Source organism: Streptomyces sp. SCSIO 75703 (assembly GCF_036607905.1).
Lineage (GTDB): Bacteria > Actinomycetota > Actinomycetes > Streptomycetales > Streptomycetaceae > Streptomyces.
On record NZ_CP144555.1, the window covers coordinates 4,594,053 to 4,612,941 of the forward strand.

The window sequence follows — 18,889 nt, forward strand, 5'->3', positions numbered from 1 at the left end:
CCACACGCAGCCCGCCGGCCCGAGCGAGCCACGCACCCGATCCGGCCGGTGGCGGCGCGGTGATCGTCCGCTGGGCCGCCCTCAGGCCGTCCGCCGCCGCCCGAGTCCGGTCGACGGCGACCGTAAGTGACGGGCAGGTCACCCTCGACGCCAGGAAAACCCCAGGTCAGCCGCCCCGCACTGGACGCGTTTCCTCCCCGGGGTGGCGGTGCGGCAAGATGGGGTGTATCTGCCCACTGCCTGATTAAGCTGCCGGACGGTTTCTCTTGGCTGAGTTCATTTACACCATGCGCAAGGCGCGCAAGGCGCACGGCGACAAGGTGATCCTCGATGACGTCACCCAGAATTTCCTGCCCGGTGCGAAGATCGGCGTCGTCGGCCCGAACGGCGCCGGCAAGTCGACCGTACTGAAGATCATGGCGGGCCTGGAGCAGCCGTCGAACGGCGAGGCGTACCTGTCGCCGGGCTACACCAGCGGCATCCTCCTCCAGGAGCCCCCGCTCGACGAGGACAAGACGGTCCTGGAGAACGTCCAGCTCGGCGTCGCCGAGATCAAGGGCAAGCTCGACCGGTTCAACGAGATCGCCGAGCAGATGGCCACGGACTACTCCGACGCGCTGCTGGAGGAGATGGGCAAGCTCCAGGAGGAGCTGGACCACGCCAACGCCTGGGACCTCGAAGCCCAGCTCGAGCAGGCGATGGACGCGCTGGGCTGCCCGCCCGGCGACTGGGACGTCAAGAAGCTCTCCGGTGGCGAGAAGCGCCGCGTCGCGCTCTGCAAGCTGCTGCTGGAGGCCCCCGACCTGCTCCTCCTCGACGAGCCCACCAACCACCTCGACGCCGAGTCGGTGAACTGGCTGGAGCAGCACCTCGCCAAGTACGAGGGCACCGTCGTGGCCGTCACCCACGACCGGTACTTCCTGGACAACGTCGCCGGGTGGATCTGCGAGGTCGACCGCGGCCGGCTGCACGGCTACGAGGGCAACTACTCCAAGTACCTGGAGACCAAGGCCGCCCGCCTCAAGGTCGAGGGCCAGAAGGACGCCAAGCGCGCCAAGCGCCTCAAGGACGAGCTGGAGTGGGTCCGCTCCAACGCCAAGGGCCGCCAGGCCAAGTCCAAGGCACGACTGGCCCGGTACGAGGAGATGGCCGCCGAGGCCGACAAGATGCGGAAGCTGGACTTCGAGGAGATCCAGATCCCGCCGGGCCCGCGCCTGGGCAACGTCGTCGTCGAGGTGAACAACCTCAGCAAGGCGTTCGGCGAGAAGGTCCTCATCGACGACCTCTCCTTCACCCTGCCGCGCAACGGCATCGTCGGCATCATCGGCCCCAACGGCGCCGGCAAGACGACCCTGTTCAAGATGATCCAGGGCATGGAGCAGCCGGACTCCGGCTCCATCAAGGTCGGCGACACGGTCAAGATCTCCTACGTCGACCAGAGCCGCGAGAACATCGATCCCAAGAAGTCGCTGTGGGCGGTCGTCTCCGACGAACTCGACTACATCAACGTCGGCCAGGTCGAGATGCCCTCGCGCGCCTACGTGTCGGCGTTCGGCTTCAAGGGCCCGGACCAGCAGAAGCCGGCCGGCGTCCTGTCCGGCGGTGAGCGCAACCGGCTCAACCTCGCCCTCACGCTCAAGCAGGGCGGCAACCTGCTGCTCCTCGACGAGCCGACCAACGACCTCGACGTCGAGACCCTCTCCAGCCTGGAGAACGCGCTGCTGGAGTTCCCCGGCTGCGCCGTGGTCGTCTCCCACGACCGCTGGTTCCTCGACCGGATCGCCACCCACATCCTCGCCTACGAGGGCGAGTCCAAGTGGTTCTGGTTCGAGGGCAACTTCGAGTCGTACGAGAAGAACAAGATCGAGCGGCTGGGCCCGGACGCCTCGCGCCCGCACCGCGCCACCTACAAGAAGCTGACCCGGGGCTGATCGGTCTTGCGGCACCTCTACCGCTGCCCGCTGCGCTGGGCGGACATGGACGCGTACGGCCACGTCAACAACGTGGTGTTCCTCCGCTACCTGGAGGAGGCGCGCATCGACTTCCTGTTCCGCCCGGACAAGGACTTCCAGCAGGGGTCGGTGGTGGCCCGCCACGAGATCGACTACAAGCGGCAGCTCGTCCACCGGCACACGCCGGTGGACATCGAGCTGTGGGTCACGCGGATCAGGGCCGCCTCCTTCACCCTCGCCTACGAGGTGAAGGACGGCGACCAGGTCTACGTCCGCGCCTCGACCGTGATCGTGCCGTTCGACTTCGCGGCACAGCGGCCCCGCCGGATCACCGCCGAGGAACGGGAGTTCCTCGAGGAGTACACCGACCCGGCCGAGGACGAGGAGGGGGCCGTCGCCGCATGACGGCCCTCCACCTGGCAGACGAGGGGGAGGCCGCGGACCTCGCGGCCTTCCTCTCCCGGCTGCTCCACTACGACCGCGGCGCCGCGGTCCGCCTCCAGGCGGCCGGCACCGCGCTCGCCGTCTTCGGCCGCCCGCCCTCCTTCGAGGTGCTGGCGATCCGTACGGCACGGCTCGCCAAGCCGTACGAGAACGGCCTCGACGTCACCCTGGACGTGACCGTCTCCGCCGGTGAACTCCTGGAGACCGTCGACGAACCGGCCGCCACCGCGGCCGTGCCCGGCGCGGTGACCGGACCGCCGTGGGCCGGGGTGCTGCCGCCGCGCGGCGGCTGGCGGCCCGAGCCCGGACTGCCCGGCCCCGGCCGGCTGCGCGCCCTCGTCGCCGACGCGGTCGCCGAGTTCCGCTCCCGCAGCGACGCGCTGGCGCCGCAGCGGCGCACCCGGGCCGAACTGGACCGGACCGGCCGGGAGATCTGGTCCCGGACCGTCGAGGGCACCGTGCTGCCGGTACGGGCCGTGCACGCGGCCCAGTCGCTGGGCTTCCTGCGCGCGGCGCCCGGCGAGGAGGAACCGGCCCTCTTCTCCTCGGGGTCGTGGCTGCGGCTGCGTACCGCCTACGGGTCGGTCGCCGTGCGCACGGCCGGGACGGGCGCCCTCGGCATCAGCGTCCGCTGACCCGCCCCCGCGCCGGGGGCGACGGGCGCCCCGCCGTCAGCCGTGTTCGCCGGTGTCCGGGCGGACGGTGATGTGGTCCGGCTCCAGTTCCAGGGCGACCCGGTCGCGCATGCCCAGCGCCCGCGTGTACTCGGCGGGCAACTGGAGCCGGCCCGCCCGGTCGAGCATCGCGTACTCCCGCGCCACCAGCGTCTCGTCACCCGTCGCCGCGTCCACCTCGCTGCGCCGCAGCACCTCCGTGGAGGTGCGGCCGTCGCGGATGGCGACGGTGCGGCGGACCTCGCCGGCCACCGCCTGGTCGTGGGTGACGATGACGATCGTGGTGCCCAGGTGCTCGTTGGCGGTGCGGAACGCGGCGAAGATCTGCTCCGCCGTGTGCGAGTCCAGTTCGCCGGTCGGCTCGTCGGCGAGCAGCACCGACGGGGCGCCCGCGAGGGCCACGGCGATGGCGACCCGCTGCTGCTGCCCGCCCGACAGCTCGCGCGGCAGGCGGCCCCGGCAGTCGGCGACCCCCAGCAACTCCAGGAGTTCCAGGACCCGTTCGCCGCGGGCCCGGCGGGCGGAGCGGCCCCGGGAGCCGGCCAGCCGCATCGGCAGGGCGACGTTCTGCGCCGCCGTCAGGTACGGCAGCAGGTTCCGCGCCGTCTGCTGCCACACGAAGCCGACCACCTCGCGCCGGTAGGCGAGCCGGTCCCGCGCGGTCATGGTGAGCAGGTCGCGGCCGGCCACCCGGGCCGCGCCGGCGGTCGGCGTGTCCAGCCCGGCGAGGATGTTCATCAGCGTGGACTTCCCGCTGCCCGACGCGCCCACCAGGGCCATCAGCTCGCCCTCGCGCACCAGCAGGTCGAGGCCCTGCAACGCCTGCACCTCCACGCCGTCCGCGCTGAAGACGCGGACCAGCCGGTCGCAGGCGATGAGGGCGTCGTGCCCGTAGGCGGGCCGGTCCCGGGAGGCGGTGGCCCGGCCGGCCAGGTCGGCGAGGGTGGGATCGGTGGTCATCGGGGTCTCCTCGAAGAGCGGGGGCCGGGCGTCCGCGGGCGGCGGCTCATCCGGGGTCACCGGCCCGCAGTTCGGTGACCGAGCCGCGCCGGCCCGACCACCACGCCTGCGCCACGGCGACCCCCACCGTCACCACCGGCACGCCCAGCGCGGGCACCGCCAGCGACCACGGGTCGGTGCGCGGGACGGCCGTGCCCACCGCGGCCGAGGCGGACGGCAGGGCGATCGCCGTCAGGTCGACACCGGGGGCGAGCAGCGCCACCGCCGCCCAGCCGGTCAGGGCCCCGCCCGCCGTGGCCAGCACGGCCTGGGGAAGCGACTCCAGCACCAGCAGGCGCCGCCCCTGCCCCCGGGTGAGGCCCATGGTGCGCAGCCGGGCCAGGAGCGCGGCCCGCTCCGGGGCGGCCCGCAGCAGGGAGAGCAGCAGGGCGAGGGCGGCGTACCCGGCGCCCGCGGCGACGGCGGCCGTGTAGACGCGCTCGGCACCGGACTGCAGCGGCGAGTCCACGGCCCGGCCCCGTTCCTCCGCCCGGGTCCGCACCGACCCGGCGTCCCCCGTCGCCGCGCGCAGCGCGCCCGCGTCCGGCCGGTCGCCGGTCAGCAGCAGGACGGTCGGCCGGGCGGCCTCGGCGGAGAGCGCCGCCCGGTCCACGACCAGGAAGTCGTCCCCGGATACCGCCGGGGTCAGCTCGCGGACCAGGGCGATCCGCACGGTGACGGACGTGCCGTCGTCCAGCCGCACCGGCACCGGACCGCTGCCGAACCGCTCGGCGACCGCCGGCGAGGCCAGCGCGGGCGGCGGCCCGCCCGCACCGCCCCCGGCCGCCAACGCGCCCGCGGGGAAGGCCCCGAGGTCCGTCCGGGCGGCCAGCGCCGCGTAGGCGGCCGGGTCCACGCCCGCCAGCGGCACCGTGTGCCGGCCCTCCCACACCCGGGCCTGCGGGAGGAGGCTCACCTCGGTGACCGCCTCCACCCCGGGTGCCGCGCGGAGCCGGCCCGGCAGTGCCCCCGGCAGGGCCGCGGACGCCTCCACCCGGGCGTCGGCGCCCACGGCCAGCAGCGCCGCCCGGTCCCGCGCCTGCGCGACCCCGTTGAGGACCGCGCCGCCGAAGGCCGCCGTGGTCAGCGCCGTCAGCAGCGCGAGCAGCGGCAGGACGGGGGAGGCGGAGGTGCGGCCCGCCCGCGCAAGCGCCAGCCACCCGACCGCACCGCGCAGCCGCCCGGCCCGTCCCGCGAGGCCGCGCAGCGGCCACGGCAGCAGCCGTACCAGCAGCAGCGCGGCGATCACGCCGGTCAGCACCGGGGCGAGGACGACCAGGCCGTCGGCGGTGCCCGCCGCGCCCTGCCGGCGCAGCGTCTCCACGGCGCCGGCCGCGAGGGCCACCGCGGTGAGTTCGGCGACCGCGCGCCGCCGGGAGGGGCGGGCCGACACGAGGTCGCGCCGGCCGTCGTGCACCCGGACCGCGCGGTGCGCGACGACGGCCCGCACCGGCAGCGCGAGGCAGGCGAGGACGGTCACCGCGACGGCCGCCGCCACCGCGGGCGGGGTCCGGGCCCCGGGGAACGCCAGGAGGGCGGCGGCGAGGCCCGCGGCGCCCGCCGGCACCGCCACCACCGCCGTCTCGGCCAGCAGCCGCCCGGCCAGACCGCGCAGGGAGGCGCCCCGGGCGCGCAGCAGGGCGAGTTCCGCGTGGCGCCGGCCGGCGGCCAGGCCGCCCGCCATCAGCAGGGCCACGCCGGCGACCGTGCCGGTGCCCGCCGCGGCGACCGCCACCAGCGGGCCGATGCCGGACCGCAGCCGCCCGTAGGAGGCCAGCACCTCGTCCAGGCCCGTGCTCACGTCCGTCTCCGGGCCGATGAGCCGGTGCACCCGGGCCTGTGCGGGGCCCGACTCCAGGGAGGCGACGGCGCGGAGCAGCCGGTCCGTGTCGTGGGCGCGCAGCGCGTCCGCCCGGGGCGCGAACTGCCAGTAGCGGATCGGGTTCCCGGCGGTGCCGAGCAGCGCGGGGGCCGCCTCGGGGTCGAGGAGCAGGGCACCGACCCAGTACCGGTCGGGGTCCGCGGCGGAGGAGCCGGGCGCCGTCGCCAGGACCGGGGTGCGCAGCACGGGCTGGGTCGCCCAGTAGGGGCTGTCCGGCGCGTCCGGCGTGACGATGCCGGTGACGCGGACGGTGAGCGGGGGCCCTTCCGGTGCGGGCACGCGCAGGACCGCGCCGACGCCGATGCGCAGCGTCTCGGCCGTCTCCGCGCTGACCGCCGCCTCCACCTCGCCGGTCGCGGCGGTCACCGGGTCGCCGGACGTGCCGGGCAGCCGGCCGGAGGCGAGGCGGGCGTGGTCGGCGAGGCCGTCCTGGGCGGCGAGGAACATCCTCGGGGCCGACCCGGTCGGCCGGGGCAGCCAGGGTTCGGGCACCTCCAGGCTCCGCTGGGTGCGCACCCCGTACGGGGACTGCGCCCGGTCGACGGGGAGTCCCTCCTCCACCAGCGCGAGCGCGTCGGCGCGCAGTGCGGCGAGGGCCGGCGGACGCACCGCCTCCTCCCGCCGCTCCCGGGGCAGTTCGGGGTAGGGACCCGGGGCGGTCAGCAGGACGCCGGTCCGGTCGGGGTGGGCGCGGGCGAGGGCGTGGTGGAGCCCGGCGTCGGCGTGGCGGTCCAGGGCCCTCGGGAAGGCGGCGGCGAGGGCGGCGGTGAGCGCCACGAGCAGCGCCAGCGCGCACGCGGCGCCGGGCGCGGCCCGCAACCGCGCCGCCACCCACCACCCGGAGACGCCCCTCACGCGCGACCACCCCCTCGCGGGCCCCGGCGCCGTGCCGCGGCACCGGCGGAACCGCTCCGGGGCCCGCGGCGCCCGGCGCCCCGCGGGGACACCGGGCCCGGGGCCCGCGGTCGCCTGGCGGTGTGCGTCATCGGGGTCCGCCTCCCCGCGCTCCGAGGGCGGCCGCCGGGTCGGCGGGACGGGCCGGCAGGACGGTGACCAGCAGCGGGACCAGGGCCACGGCGGCCAGGAGCAGGGCGACCCGGGCGGCGGGCAAGGCGACGAGGACGTCCGGGACCGGGTGCGCGGCCTGCGGGGTGAGCACGACGAGGGGGATCACCACCCGGGCCAGCACGGCGCCCAGCACCGTACCGGCCAGCAGCCCCAGCACGACCAGGACGCACTGTTCGACGGCGACCGCGCGGGCCGGATCGCGGCGCGGGGCGCCCAGCGCGCGCAGCACCGCGAACTCGGCGGCCCGCTCGCGCCGCGCCCCCGCCGCGCTCACCGCGAACCCGACCGCGGCGAGGGCCGCCGCCACCCCGGACGCCGCGGTGGACGCGGCCCTCGGGCCCGCGCCGAACGGGTCGTCACGCAGCTCCCGGGCCACCTCGTCGCGGACCACGACCCGGGCCGGGTCGGCGTCCGGCGCGGCGCGCAGGCCGGCCGCCACCTCCGCCGCCCCGCCCGGCGCGGTGCGCAGCCACCACTCGGTGGGCGTGAGCCCCTGCCCGTGCCGCGCCTGCAGGACGTGGTTGGCGGACCGCAGGTCGATCAGGAGGGCCCCGCCGTCGCGGTCCGGGTCGGTGCCCGCGTCCGTGGTCGGCAGCGCGCGGACGCTGTCCACGATCCGTACGGGGACGCTGTGCCCGTCGAGGGCGACGTCCACCAGCGCGCCGGTCCGGGCGCCCGCAGAGTCCAGGAACCGGTCGGTCGCCACGGCCGCGATCTCCCGCCGGTCCGGCTGCGCCACGTCGAGCCGGACGGTGGTCACCGCGGAGATCCAGGTCAGGTCGGCCGGGACGTACCCGGTGCCGTACGCGAGGGACGGCGGGGCGGCGGAGAGCAGCCGGGGCTCGGCCGGGGCGGTGCCGGCCTCCGGTCCCGACCGGCTGTCACCGTGCGCGGAGACGGTCCAGGAGCCGGGGAGCGCGAGCCGCTGCGCGGTGCCGTCGGCGGCGGTGGCGCTCAGCGCCTCCAGCGTGAAGCGGTGCCGTTCCGCGCGCCCGTAGGGCTGGGCCAGGGAGAGTTCCACGCCGGTCACGGTCAGCGGGCCGGGGGAGAGCGCCGCGGAGAGGGTGTGGGGGCGGCCGTCGGCGCTCAGTTCGCCGGCCGGCAGCCGGAAGACGACGCCGTAGCCGTCCCGCACCGTGACCGTCACGTCGGCCGGGGTGCCGGGGGAGGCGCCGCCGGCGTCGAGCCGGGCGGTCAGCTCCAGTCGCGTGCCGCCCTCGGGCACCGGGGCGCCCGCCACCGCCCCCTGGGGGCCGAGGGGGGCGAGCAGGGCGCGGACGGGCACGTCGGACAGGTCCGGGCGCAGCGTCAGCGTGCCGGCCGCGCGGGCCGTGTCCAGCGCCAGCACGGTCGCCGTCCGGTCGCCGGAGAGCGGCAGTTGCGCGCGGGCGGCCGGCGCCACCTCCCGTACGCCGGGGACGGCCGCGTACTCCTCGGTGCGGCCGGGGCCGACGGACCCGGCGGCGAGCACGCGGACCGGTGCCCCGGCCCGGAAGTCGGCCTGGTCGTCCTGGGAACGTTCCCAGGAGGCGCCCTGGCCGACCGCCAGCACCCCGAGCGCCACGGCGAGGACCAGCAGCAGCACGGGGCCCGCCCCGCGCATCGGGCGGCGGGAGAGCCGCCAGGCCGCGAGGGCCGCGGTGAGCCCCCGCCCGCCGGTGGCGCGGCGTTCGGCGAGCCGGGCCAGCGGCGGCAGCAGTCGCAGCGTCAGCACCGTCCCGGCGAGCAGTGCCAGCGCGGGTGCCGCGACGAGCAGCGGATCGACGCCGAGGCCGCCGGGCGATCCGGCGCCCTCGGCCAGGGCGCCCGCGGGCTGCCGGGACAGCCGCCAGCAGACGACGCCCGCCACCGCCAGCAGGGCCACGTCCGCGCCGGCCCGCACCGGTGCCGGCAGCGGCCTGGCCCGGCCGCCCGCCGCCGCCGGCGCGGTCAGCGCGGGCAGCGTCACCGCCAGCGCGCAGCCGAGCGCCGTCGCCCCCGCCGCCGCCCACACCGCGCCGCCGCCCCACCCGGGCACGCCCAGGGCCGGCCCGGTCCCGTCGGCCGCCCCCAGCCTGGCCACCAGCCGGGTCAGCGGCCCGGCCAGCAACGGGGCGCACAACAGCGCCGGGACGGCCAGCAGCGACGCCTCCAGCCCGGCCAGGAACGCCAGTTGGCCGCGGGAGGCGCCGCGGGCCCGCAACAGCCGTGTCTCGTCCGCGCGTTCGTCGCTCAGCAGCCGGGCCACCAGCAGCAGCGCGCACCCGGCGAGCAGCACCAGTTGGAGGGCGACCACCAGCAGCGTGGAGCGGGCGACCAGCAGGGAGCGGTCCAGCCGGTCCAGGACGTCGGGCAGGGCGGTGCCCACGGCGGTGGTGGAGCTGAGCGCGGGCCGCCCGCGCAGCCACGCCGTGCCCTCCCCGGCCGCCTCCCGCAGGGCGTCGGTGCGCCCGGCGGTCACGGTCGAGAAGTCGGCGGTCGCCAGCCAGCCGGAGGAGCCGGTGCTGACCCGGCCCTCGCCCAGCGCGCCGGGCGCGGCGAGCAGCGGCCCGTACGTGGTGAAGCCGCCCGTGCGCACGCCGCGCCCGGCGAGGTCGTCCAGGCGCCAGTAGGGGGCGTCGGCGTCGGCGGGCCGGTAGAGGCCGGTGATCTCGACGGAGGTGCGGGGGCCGCCGAGCCGGTCGGTGAGGGTGAGCCGGTCGCCCGGCCCGAGGCGCAGCCGCTCGGCCACCCCGGCGGGCAGCGCCGCCTCGACGCGGTCGCCGCCCTCCCGGGGCGCCCGTCCCTCGGTGATCCGCACCTGGCCGGGGTCCAGCGCCGCGAAGTAGGTCAGGTCGGGGTCGTCGGAGCCCGCCCCGTCGCCGGGGGAGCCCTTCCCCGCCGGGGCCGGCAGGGCGTACGGGCCCGAGCGGGCCAGCGTACGGACGGTGACCGGGAGCCCGCCGAAGGTCCTGCGGGCCCCCTCGCGCACCTCGGCGTCGGCCTTTGCCCGCCCCTCGTGGGACACGTCGGCCTTGACGACCAGGGAGGTGTCGGCGGCGGCGAGCGCGTGCCGCAGGGCGGCGTCGCCGAAGGCGCCGGTGTAGGCGGTGAGGGCGGTGAGCACCGCCGTGGTGAGCAGGACGGTGCCCAGCGCGGCGGCGAGCAGCAGCCGGTGCGTCCGCGCGCGGCGCGGCACGAGCCCCGCCGGCCCCCCGTACCCCCGCACCCGGCCCCCCGGCACCGTCGTCCAGACCTCGGGGCGATGCTGTCAGAGGACCGGTGCCGGGGGGACCGTCCCGGTCATGGGTTTGACCGGATCGTGATCGAGGAAACGCCGTGGACGACCGCATCGCGCACGGGTCGGCCCGCGCCGCGGGCGGCCGGGGTCAGCCCGGGGAGTTGATCATCGTGGCCGCGGCGTAGGTGAGGTACTTCCACAGCGTGGCCTCGTGCTCCTCGGAGAGGCCCAGTTCGTCCAGGGCCGTGCGCATGTGCCGGAGCCAGGCGTCGTGGGCGGCCCGGTCCACGGTGAAGGGCACGTGCCGCATCCGCAGCCGGGGATGCCCGCGCTGCTCGCTGTAGGTCCGCGGACCGCCCCAGTACTGCATGAGGAAGAGCACCAGCCGCTCCTCGGCCGGGCCGAGGTCCTCCTCCGGGTACATCGGCCGCAGCAGCGGGTCCTCCGCGACCCCCTGGTAGAAACGGTGGACGAGCCGGCGGAAGGTCTCCTCCCCGCCGACCTGCTCGTAGAAGGTCTGCTCCTGAAGCGTCCCGCGCCGAATCTCATTCACGCCGTCCATGGTCTCAGACGGCACGGCATAGGACCCGGGTCGTAGGACCCCCCGTCCGGCCCGCCCGGCCCGTACCGTGGAGGCATGGCGCACGTACCCGGCCGGCGCCGGCGCGGTGCCGAGGACGCGGAGGCCCCCGGCCGCGAGGACGCGGAGGCCCCCGGCGGCGAGGACACGGAGGCCCTCGCCGGCTCCGCCCGCGCCGCGCTGGTCCGCGAGATCGGCCTGACCGGCGTCTGGGAGGCGGACCCGGTCTGGCGGGAGGCGTTCGCCGCCGTCCCGCGCCACCTCTTCGTGCCGTCCTACACCACGGGCTTCGGCGGCCGGGACACCCGCTCCGGCCGGGACCCGGACCCGGCGGCCCGCGCGCGCTGGGTGCGCGGCGCCTACGAGGACGTCCCGCTCGCCACCCGGGTCCGCGACGGGGAACTGGTCTCCTCCAGCAGCCAGCCCTCGCTGATGGCGCTGATGCTGGTGGCGCTCGACGTCCGCGACGGCGACCGGGTCCTGGAGATCGGCGCCGGCACCGGCTACAACGCCGCCCTGATCGCCCACCGGCTCGGCGACGACGACCTCGTCACCACCGTCGACCTGGAACCGGAGATCACCGCGTCGGCCCGCCGGAACCTGGCCGCCGCCGGACACCACCCGCTCGTCGTCACCGGCGACGGCGCCCTCGGGGTGCCCGAGCGCGCCCCCTTCGACCGGATCATCGCCACCTGCGCGCTGCCCTCGGTGCCGCGCGCCTGGCTCGCCCAGTGCCGCCCCGGCGGCCGGATCCTCACACCGCTCGCCACCGGGCTGGTCCGGCTCACCGTCCACGACGCCGGGCACGCCGAGGGCCGCTTCCTGCCGACGGCCGCCTACTTCGTGCCGCTGCGCGGAGCCGGCCGGCCCGCCCCCGAGCGCACCGGGTGCGGCGGGGTGCCGCGCCGGGTCCGCGAGGACGACCTGTTCCGCTTCCTGCTGGACCTCGGCAGCGGCGGCCTCGACCCGCAGGAGGCGTACGCGCTGTGGCAGCGCGAGGGCGCCCCGGGCCGCGAGCGCTACGGCATCACGGTCCGCGGCGACCGGTCCTGGGCGTGGCTGGACGACCCCGACGGGCCGTACGCCTGGCCCTTCACCTGAGCGGGAGGCGCGTCCCGGCCCACCCGGGCGCGGCGCCCCGGCGCGGGGTCAGCCCCGGCGCAGGGTGATCGTCGTCCAGGCGCCCACGTGGACGCGGTCGCCGTCCTGCAGCGGCACCGGCACGAACGGCTGGATCGGCTCCTCGCCGCCGTTGACCGTGGTGCCGTTGGTCGAGTTCTGGTCGACGACCGCCCAGTTGCCGTCCGGCTGGTGGACCAGGATGGCGTGCTGGTGCGAGACGCCCGGGTCCTCCGGCGGCACCGCCAGGTCGATGTCCGGGGTGTCGCCCGTGGAGTGGCGGCGCCGGCCGATGGTGATCTGGTTGCCGGAGAGCGTGCGCTGCTGCTCGGGCGAGTACGCGGGCAGGTTGAGACCCGCGGCCTCCGGACCGGAGCGGTGCATCATCGCCATGAAGTACTCGCGGTCCGGGCCGATGGTCGCCGTCCAGGTCGCCGGGGACTGGGGCTGTCCGTAGCCGGGGCCGGGCGGGGTGGGGGCCGCGCCGGGGTGCGGGTAGCCGTAGCCACCTCCCTGGCCGGGGCCGCCCTGGCCGCCCTGGCCGCCGGTCGGCGGGGGGAGCGTCCAGTCGTCGTCGAAGGACGGGCCGCCGCCCGGCCGGTCGGTCTCCCGGGGGAAGCCGGGCGGGGCGGGCGGACCGGACTGCCGGTACGCCTGCGGACCGCCCCCTTGTCCCGGGCCGCCGTGGTGGGCCGGGCCGGGCGGCGGGGACGGGCGGGACGGATCGGGGCCGAAGCCGGGCGGGGCCGGCGGACCCGAGGGGCCGTTCGGCCCGCCGGGGTTGGGGTAGCCGGACGGTCCGCCGGGGCCGCCCGGGCCGCCGGGAGCGCCGTAGCCGCCGGGGCCGCCGTGTCCCCCGGGGCCGCCGTGGCCCGACGGGTCGGCGCCGTAGGGCGGGATCGGCTCGGCCGGCCGGTTCACCTGGGACGGGCGGGAGCCCTGGTAGTCGTAGCCGTCACCGCCGCCGTAGGACGGGCCGGGCGGCGGGGGGAAGGGCGGGCCCTGGCCGGGCGCCGGCGGGCGCGGGGCCGCCGGGGTGTACGAAGTGGCGGTGTTGGTCAGGAAGTTCCACCGGCACTCCTCGCAGAAGGGCGCGCCGCCCTCCCGGGGCGTGCGGCACTGCGGGCAGAGCTGCGGACCGCCGCCGGGGCCGCCCGGACCACCGGGACCGCCGTGGGCGCCCGGACCGCCGTGCCCGCCGGGACCTCCGGGGCCGCCCGGGGCGCCGTGGCCGCTCTGGCCGGCGGGCGGCGGGAAGCCGTAGCCGCCGGCGGGCGGCGGGGGCGGCGGAGGGGGCGGCACGGCACCGGCCATGCGGTGACCGCAGACCTCGCACCAGTCGTCGGAACCCGACTGGTGTCCGTTCGGGCAGGTCGGCATGTCGGTAGCTTCCCCTTCGTGCGGAGCGTCTCGTGGGCGTACAGCGTCACTTCTTCACGCGGACGGTTCTGGTCGACCGGGTGTCGAGAGTCATCTCGTCGGCCTCCCCGACCGCCGCTTTGAGTCGCACAGTACCCGCCGCCGCGTCGACCACGTCCACCACCTTCGCAAGCAATTTCGCCGTATCCGCGTTTCCGGAGGCTCCGGCGAGCTGAACCGCGCGGCCCAGTTTGGCCGTTGCTCCGCCGATGTCTCCCGTTCTGCGGAGTTCGAGACCTTGTCGGATGGCCTGTGCCAGTTCGGCCTGCCCGGTGTAGTGGGCGACTTGGGGGTTGATGGCGGTGGAGACGGCGACGTCGTCGGTCCACACCGCCCGCACCAGGCCCTGGGCGCCGAGGTCGCGGGCGCCGCCGTCGGGCTCCGGGATCACCAGGCCGACGCGGGCCGCGAGCATCTCCCGGCCCAGCCCGGCGGGCGGCACCCGCACGCCCACGTGGTAGTCCCGCGACTCGTCGCCCCAGGAACCGAGCGGGTAGTCGCCGGCGCGCGGCCCGGCCTCGGTCCGGCGGCCGGTCAACTCCTCGACGGCGGGCGCCACCTGTTTGACGAACCGCACGGTGGACCCGGCCGGCGTCCACAGGCGCAGCGCGACGTCGGCGACCTCCTTGCCCATCGCCGTCTCCATCAGCCGCGTGAAGTCGGCGGTGAGACCGGCCGGGTCGGCGACGATGTCGGCGGAGCCGAGCAGCGCGGAGGCGACCGCTGTGACCTCTTTCACCTCCCAGTCGGTGCCCACCCCGCGGGCGTCGCAGGTGAACCGGCCCGCGCAGGCGTCCAGCGCGGACCGCAGGCCGGCGGCCGACTCGTGCTCGTTGCGGCCGTCGGTGAGCAGGATGCCGTGCCGGATCGTGACGTCCGCGGCGGTCAGCAGCCGGCCGGCGAGGCGCAGCCAGGTGCCGATGGCGGTGCCGCCGCCCGCGTCGAGCCGGCCCAGGGCCCGCGTCGCCTCCTGCCGGGTGGCGGCGCCGGCGACCGCGAGCCGGCCGCCGCCGGGATAGACCTCGCGGGCGGTGTGGGTGCCGGCCACCACCGCGAACCGCACCCCGTCGCGCAGGGTGCCGACGGCGGCGGCCGTCGCGTCGCGGGCGTGGCGCATCTTGGCGGTCGGGTGGCCCATCGAGCCCGAGCAGTCGACCATGAGCACCACCGCGGCGGACGGGCCCCCGCCCGGCGCGTGGAGGCGGGGCGCGGAGGCCGCGCCGCCGGTCGTGCCGCCGCCGGTCGCGGTGACGGTCACGATCGCGTCGACGTCGCCGCCGCCCTCGGGGAGGTACTCGTTCTGGTACACGTCGACCGAGAACCGCGGCACGTTCGGTTTCGAGAAGTCGGCCATGCCGGTCCGCCACCCCCTACGCGCCCCGCACGGGCGGGGCGCCTGCCGGTACGGACCGCCCCCTGCGGCCCGTGAGGGCCCGCCGCGGGCACGCCCGCCCGCGGCGGGGCCCGGCGGGGGCCCGCGCCGCGCGAGACCTCAGGCCGATCCTGCCCGCGCGTGCGGCCCGGGGAACGGCACGACGGCCACTGTTACGTTGTCGTGGCCCCCGCCGTCGAGGGCGTGGCCGACCAGGACGCGGGCGGCGTGCAGCGGGCGGGCGGCGGCGTCCGCGGGGAGCACCCGCGCCATCTCCTCGGGCGATTCGGCGTAGTTCCACAGGCCGTCGGTGCAGACCACCAGTACACCGGGGCGGTCCGGTTTGAACGCGGCGGTGTGCGGCTCCAGTTCGTAGGCGTCGGCGCCGAGCCAGCCGGTGATGGCGTGGGCGCGTTCGTCGGCGTACGCCTCGGCCTCGGTCATCAGGCCCGCGGCGACCATCTGCGCGGCCCACGAGTCGTCCTCGGTGAGCCGGGCCGGCGGCGCGGCGCGGTCCTCGGGCACCCAGTAGACGCGGCTGTCGCCGACCCAGCCGACGACCAGCAGGCCGGCGGCGACCACCGCGCCGACCAGGGTGCAGGCCGGCGCGTTCTGGTGCGGGGCCCGCTCGCGGGCGGTGGCGGGTTCCCCGGCCAGCGCGTTGACGGCGTGCGAGGCGGCCAGGATGGCGTCGTGCAGGGCCTGTTGGGGGTGGGTGCCGCGGGGCAGGGCGGTCAGCACCGTGTCGGCGGCGGCGCGCGCGGCGGCGAGGGAGGCGTCGTCCGGGCGGGTCGCCGAGGAGACGCCGTCGCAGACCACGGCCAGGGCGGCGGGGGCGCCGTCCGGCAGCGTGGTGTCGCCGACGCAGAAGGCGTCCTCGTTGCGGTGGTGGCGCAGCCCGCGGTCGCTGACGGCGGCGACGGGGCCGCACTCCTGCTCCAGGTGATCCCGTTCCCGGGGCTGGGCGTGCCCGCAGTTCTCGCAGTAGCCGTCGCGGTCGACGCGGCCCGCGCGGCAGGCCACGCAGACCCGCTCGGCCGCGGCGGGCGGGGCCGCGGGGTCCGCCGCGGGGGCGGGCGGTGCCGTCGGCGCCGGGGCGGGGGAGCGGCGCGGGTCGGGTGCCTGCAACGGGTACTCCTCGGGCTCGCGCGGCCGGTCCAGCCGCACCCCCGACGACTGTCCCGGCGCGGGGGACCGCGGCGGGGGCGGCGGCGCGGGCGGGGCCGCGGCCGGGCCGCCGGAGTCGGTGCCGGGCAGGTCGGCGGGGGTGTGCGGGGCGGAGCGCTCGGGGCCCTCCGGTTCGCGGGCGGGTGGCCAGGCCACGCCGCCGGGCGGCGCGGGCGCCGGGCCGTCCATGGCGAGGGTCGGGTGGTCCGCGGGCGGGGCCGGCACCGCGGACAGGTCGTGACCGCAGGCGCCGCAGTAGCGGTCGCCCGGCTCCAGGGGCTCGTCACAGCCGGGGCACCTGGGCACGGCTGCTTGCCGGGGCATCTGCGACATCGGCTACACCCACGTCCGGGGGCGGTAGCGGTTGGCTCGTTCCACCAGGTCGTTCCTCTCCTCGCCGCCGTGTGCCAGCCGTGCCAGCGCGCGGTACGAACGCTCCAGGCCGAAGCGCAGGCCCCGTTCGTCCAGGCCGCTGCCGAGCAGCGTCCGCCCTCCGGGGGCGGGAGCGACGGAGCCCCGGCCTCCGGAGAGTACCCAGTCCAGGGCGCGGCCGAGCACCTCGGTCGAGAGCCGCTCGCGCCGCGCAGGGTCCAGACCGTACACGTCCAGCGCCTCCACCTGTCGCGCCGCGGCCGTCAGATCGTCGGGGAACGCCAGGTCGCCGGGCGCGGCGGCGCGCCGCCGCAGCCGTGCCCGGACGGCGGCGACCCGGGCCGCGGTGTAGTGGATGGACGACTCCGGCACCGACTCCAGCGTGTTGACGGCGCCCGCGCGGTCGCCGTCGGCGAGCAGCACCCGGGCGAGGCCGAAAGCCGCGCTCACATGGCTCGGGTCCGTCACCCAGACCAGGCGGTAGTACTCGGCGGCGTTGTCGAGCTGGCCCAGCACCTCCGCGCACAGGGCGAGCGCCAGCTTGGGCGCGATCTCGCCGGGGAAGGCGTCGTAGACCGCGTCGAAGGCGAGCGCGGCGCCCTCGTGGTCGCCGGTCACCTGGGCGGCCAGGCCCCGGTGCCAGACCACCCGCCAGTCGTCGGGCAGCCCGGCCTCCACCTCGCGCAGGATCTCCAGCGCCCCGGGCGCGTCGCCCCCCTCCAGCCGGGCCCGGACCCGGCGCAGCAGCGTCTCGGTGGACGGCGCGGGCGCGGCGGCCAGCACACCGAGCAGTTCGCCGGGCGCGGAGGCCGTCAGACCCGCGAGGAAAGAGGCGTTCGGGTCCTGCGGGTCGACGCGGGGGGCCGGCAGGGCGAGCGCCGCGGCGGCCGCGTCCACCGGCCGCACGAGACCGGGGCCCGCCCCGCCCTCGCCGGCCGCGGACCCGCCGGCGGCGCCCCCCAGCGCACCGGTGCCCGCACCGCTGAGGCCGCCCGCCGCGTGCCCGCCGGTCGCGCCGCCGCGCGTCCCGGCGGCCGTGCGCTCCTCCCCGTGCGCCCGCGCCCCCGTACGCGCCCCGTCCCCGCCCGCCGGGAAGCGCCCCGCGCCGGCACCGGACGGCAGCCCCGCGCCCCGGCGGCGCACCCGGCGCGGACGGAAGCCCAGCGGGGACACCTCCCCGTCCAGCTCCGGGAACAACTCCGTGTCCGGCACCCGCGCTTCGGGTCCGAACAGGGCCGACACGGCGGGCCGGGCGTGCCCCGTCCCGAGCGAGACCACCTCACGCAGCACGCCCGTCAACTGCTCCGCCATCTCCTGCGCCGAGGCGAACCGGCGGGCCGGGTCCGGGTCGGTGGCCCGCACCAGCAGCCGGTAGAAGGACTCGTGGCGACGGAAGACGTCGACGGTGTCCGGGTCCGGCAGCGAGTCGGCGTAGACGGTCGTGTACCCCTGGAAGTCGAAGGTGAGCACCGCCAGCGTGCGGGCCACCGTGTACAGGTCGGAGGCCACCGAGGGCCCCACCTCGGCGACCTCGGGCGCCTGGTAGCCCACCGTGCCGTAGATGGCCGACTCCTCGTCGTCCATCCGGCGCACCGCGCCCATGTCGATCAGCTTGAGCTGGTCCTCGCTCTGGAGGGCGTTGTCGACCTTGAAGTCGCAGTAGAGCAGGTTCCGGCCGTGCAGGTGGCCGAGGGCCTCCAGCGCCTCGATGCCGTAGGCGCACGCCTGTTCCACCGGCAGCGGGTCGCGCCTGCCGCCGGGCGTGCGGCGGGAGTTGGCGATCTCCTTCAGCGACTTGCCGCCCACGTACTCCATGACGATGTAGCCGTCCAGGGAACCGGTGCGCGGGTCGAGGTGCTCGACGAAGTTGTAGATCCGCACGATGTTGGCGTGCTCGATCTCCGCGAGGAAACGCCGCTCGGAGATGGCCGCCGCCATCGCGTCCTGGTCCCCGGTGTCCAGCAGCCCCTTGAGGACCACCCAGCGGTCGGAGACCGCCTTGTCGACGGCGAGGTAGATCCAGCCCAGCCCGCCGTGGGCGAGGCACCCCGCCACCTCGTACTGGCCGTGCACCACGTCCCCGGCGCGCAGTTTGGGCACGAAGGAGTACGGGTGCCCGCACTTGGTGCAGAAGCCCTCCGTGCGCCCCGGCCGCTCCCCGCGCGCCCGCCCCACCGGGGCCCCGCAGTCGGCGCGCGAGCAGTACCGCTTGCGCTCGGGCACCTGCGGCCGCTCCAGCACCATGGCGCGCGGGTCGGGCCGCGGGACCGCCGGGACCTCGACCAGTCCGGCCCCCAGCCGCCCCCGCCCCGACGAACCGGCCGCCGAGCCCGAACTGCGCACCGACACCGACCGGCCCGTCGGCCGGCCCGACGCGGAGCGGACCAGCCGCCCCGACACCGACCGGCGGGACCGCGCGGACCGCGAGGCCGTCCGCGCGCTCCGGCCGCCGCCCGAGGAGCCGCCCGCGCCGGTCAGCCCGGTCGGCAGCGAGCCCACCGACCCGTCCCCGGGCCCCGGCGCCACGACCGGGGCGAGGCCGCAGGTGCCGCAGTACAGCCCGCCGCCGCCCATGTCCTCGTACGTCCCGCCGCAGCCGGGGCGCTGGCAGGCGCGCCGCTCCTGGCTCATGCCGTCCTCTC

Annotated in this window: 12 protein-coding genes; 4 read left to right on the top strand and 8 right to left on the bottom strand. The window is 77.4% G+C overall.

The annotated features are described in order from the left end of the window. The first annotated feature begins 266 nt into the window (after positions 1-266). Genes ettA through VM636_RS20235 form a run of 3 tightly spaced genes read left to right on the top strand, consistent with a single transcriptional unit; the run spans position 267 to position 3,031 of the window. On the top strand, positions 267-1,931 hold the full coding sequence (gene ettA / locus VM636_RS20225) for an energy-dependent translational throttle protein EttA (RefSeq protein WP_030418228.1): 1,665 nt from the start codon (positions 267-269) through the stop codon (positions 1,929-1,931). A 6-nt stretch (positions 1,932-1,937) separates the two neighbouring features. Continuing rightward, positions 1,938-2,357, top strand: coding sequence for a thioesterase family protein (locus VM636_RS20230; RefSeq protein ID WP_030418229.1), 420 nt, complete (start codon positions 1,938-1,940; stop codon positions 2,355-2,357). Next, the gene (locus VM636_RS20235) at positions 2,354-3,031 is read left to right on the top strand and encodes a hypothetical protein (protein ID WP_030418230.1); all 678 of its coding nucleotides are present in this window, start codon (positions 2,354-2,356) and stop codon (positions 3,029-3,031) included. Before VM636_RS20230 ends, VM636_RS20235 begins: the two co-directional genes overlap by 4 nt. A 36-nt stretch (positions 3,032-3,067) precedes the next feature. On the opposite strand, the gene VM636_RS20240 is transcribed toward VM636_RS20235, so the two are convergent. The 4 genes from VM636_RS20240 to VM636_RS20255 all read right to left on the bottom strand — a co-directional run bounded on the left by VM636_RS20240 (position 3,068) and on the right by VM636_RS20255 (position 10,780). Then, positions 3,068-4,030 (bottom strand): ATP-binding cassette domain-containing protein, encoded by a 963-nt coding sequence (locus VM636_RS20240; protein WP_338485268.1) that lies wholly within the window; start codon positions 4,028-4,030, stop codon positions 3,068-3,070. A 46-nt stretch (positions 4,031-4,076) separates the two neighbouring features. Then, the gene (locus VM636_RS20245) at positions 4,077-6,806 is read right to left on the bottom strand and encodes an FtsX-like permease family protein (protein ID WP_338485269.1); all 2,730 of its coding nucleotides are present in this window, start codon (positions 6,804-6,806) and stop codon (positions 4,077-4,079) included. Positions 6,807-6,933: 127 nt separating this feature from the next. Then, on the bottom strand, positions 6,934-10,176 hold the full coding sequence (locus VM636_RS20250) for an ABC transporter permease (RefSeq protein ID WP_338485270.1): 3,243 nt from the start codon (positions 10,174-10,176) through the stop codon (positions 6,934-6,936). 190 nt (positions 10,177-10,366) lie between these two features. Then, positions 10,367-10,780, bottom strand: a complete 414-nt coding sequence (locus tag VM636_RS20255; RefSeq protein ID WP_030418234.1) for a globin — start codon at positions 10,778-10,780, stop codon at positions 10,367-10,369. A gap of 75 nt (positions 10,781-10,855) precedes the next feature. Between VM636_RS20255 and VM636_RS20260 the strand changes: the two genes are divergently transcribed. After that, positions 10,856-11,899: a methyltransferase domain-containing protein gene (locus VM636_RS20260; protein WP_078855679.1), complete on the top strand. Its 1,044-nt coding sequence runs from the start codon at positions 10,856-10,858 to the stop codon at positions 11,897-11,899. Positions 11,900-11,947: 48 nt separating this feature from the next. Here the strand turns inward: VM636_RS20260 and VM636_RS20265 are convergent, their stop codons facing one another. The 4 genes from VM636_RS20265 to VM636_RS20280 all read right to left on the bottom strand — a co-directional run bounded on the left by VM636_RS20265 (position 11,948) and on the right by VM636_RS20280 (position 18,878). Further along, entirely contained in the window at positions 11,948-13,297 is a 1,350-nt protein-coding gene (locus VM636_RS20265; RefSeq protein ID WP_338485271.1) for an FHA domain-containing protein, read from the bottom strand. Positions 13,298-13,343: 46 nt separating this feature from the next. Beyond that, positions 13,344-14,690, bottom strand: a complete 1,347-nt coding sequence (locus VM636_RS20270) for a VWA domain-containing protein (RefSeq protein ID WP_030418237.1) — start codon at positions 14,688-14,690, stop codon at positions 13,344-13,346. Between the two features lie 138 nt (positions 14,691-14,828). Continuing rightward, positions 14,829-16,208, bottom strand: coding sequence for a PP2C family serine/threonine-protein phosphatase (locus VM636_RS20275; protein ID WP_338485272.1), 1,380 nt, complete (start codon positions 16,206-16,208; stop codon positions 14,829-14,831). A gap of 3 nt (positions 16,209-16,211) precedes the next feature. After that, positions 16,212-18,878, bottom strand: coding sequence for a tetratricopeptide repeat protein (locus tag VM636_RS20280; RefSeq protein ID WP_338485273.1), 2,667 nt, complete (start codon positions 18,876-18,878; stop codon positions 16,212-16,214). Positions 18,879-18,889: the final 11 nt, after the last annotated feature.

Excerpts from the sequence above, each read along its gene's own strand:
- VM636_RS20280 (WP_338485273.1), bottom strand. The coding sequence starts at position 18,878 with ATGAGCCAGGAGCGGCGCGCCTGCCAGCGCCCCGGCTGCGGCGGGACG.
- VM636_RS20270 (WP_030418237.1), bottom strand. The coding sequence starts at position 14,690 with ATGGCCGACTTCTCGAAACCGAACGTGCCGCGGTTCTCGGTCGACGTG.
- VM636_RS20255 (WP_030418234.1), bottom strand. The coding sequence starts at position 10,780 with ATGGACGGCGTGAATGAGATTCGGCGCGGGACGCTTCAGGAGCAGACC.
- VM636_RS20260 (WP_078855679.1), top strand. The coding sequence starts at position 10,856 with ATGGCGCACGTACCCGGCCGGCGCCGGCGCGGTGCCGAGGACGCGGAG.
- VM636_RS20235 (WP_030418230.1), top strand. The coding sequence starts at position 2,354 with ATGACGGCCCTCCACCTGGCAGACGAGGGGGAGGCCGCGGACCTCGCG.
- VM636_RS20265 (WP_338485271.1), bottom strand. The coding sequence starts at position 13,297 with ATGCCGACCTGCCCGAACGGACACCAGTCGGGTTCCGACGACTGGTGC.
- VM636_RS20240 (WP_338485268.1), bottom strand. The coding sequence starts at position 4,030 with ATGACCACCGATCCCACCCTCGCCGACCTGGCCGGCCGGGCCACCGCC.
- VM636_RS20275 (WP_338485272.1), bottom strand. The coding sequence starts at position 16,208 with ATGTCGCAGATGCCCCGGCAAGCAGCCGTGCCCAGGTGCCCCGGCTGT.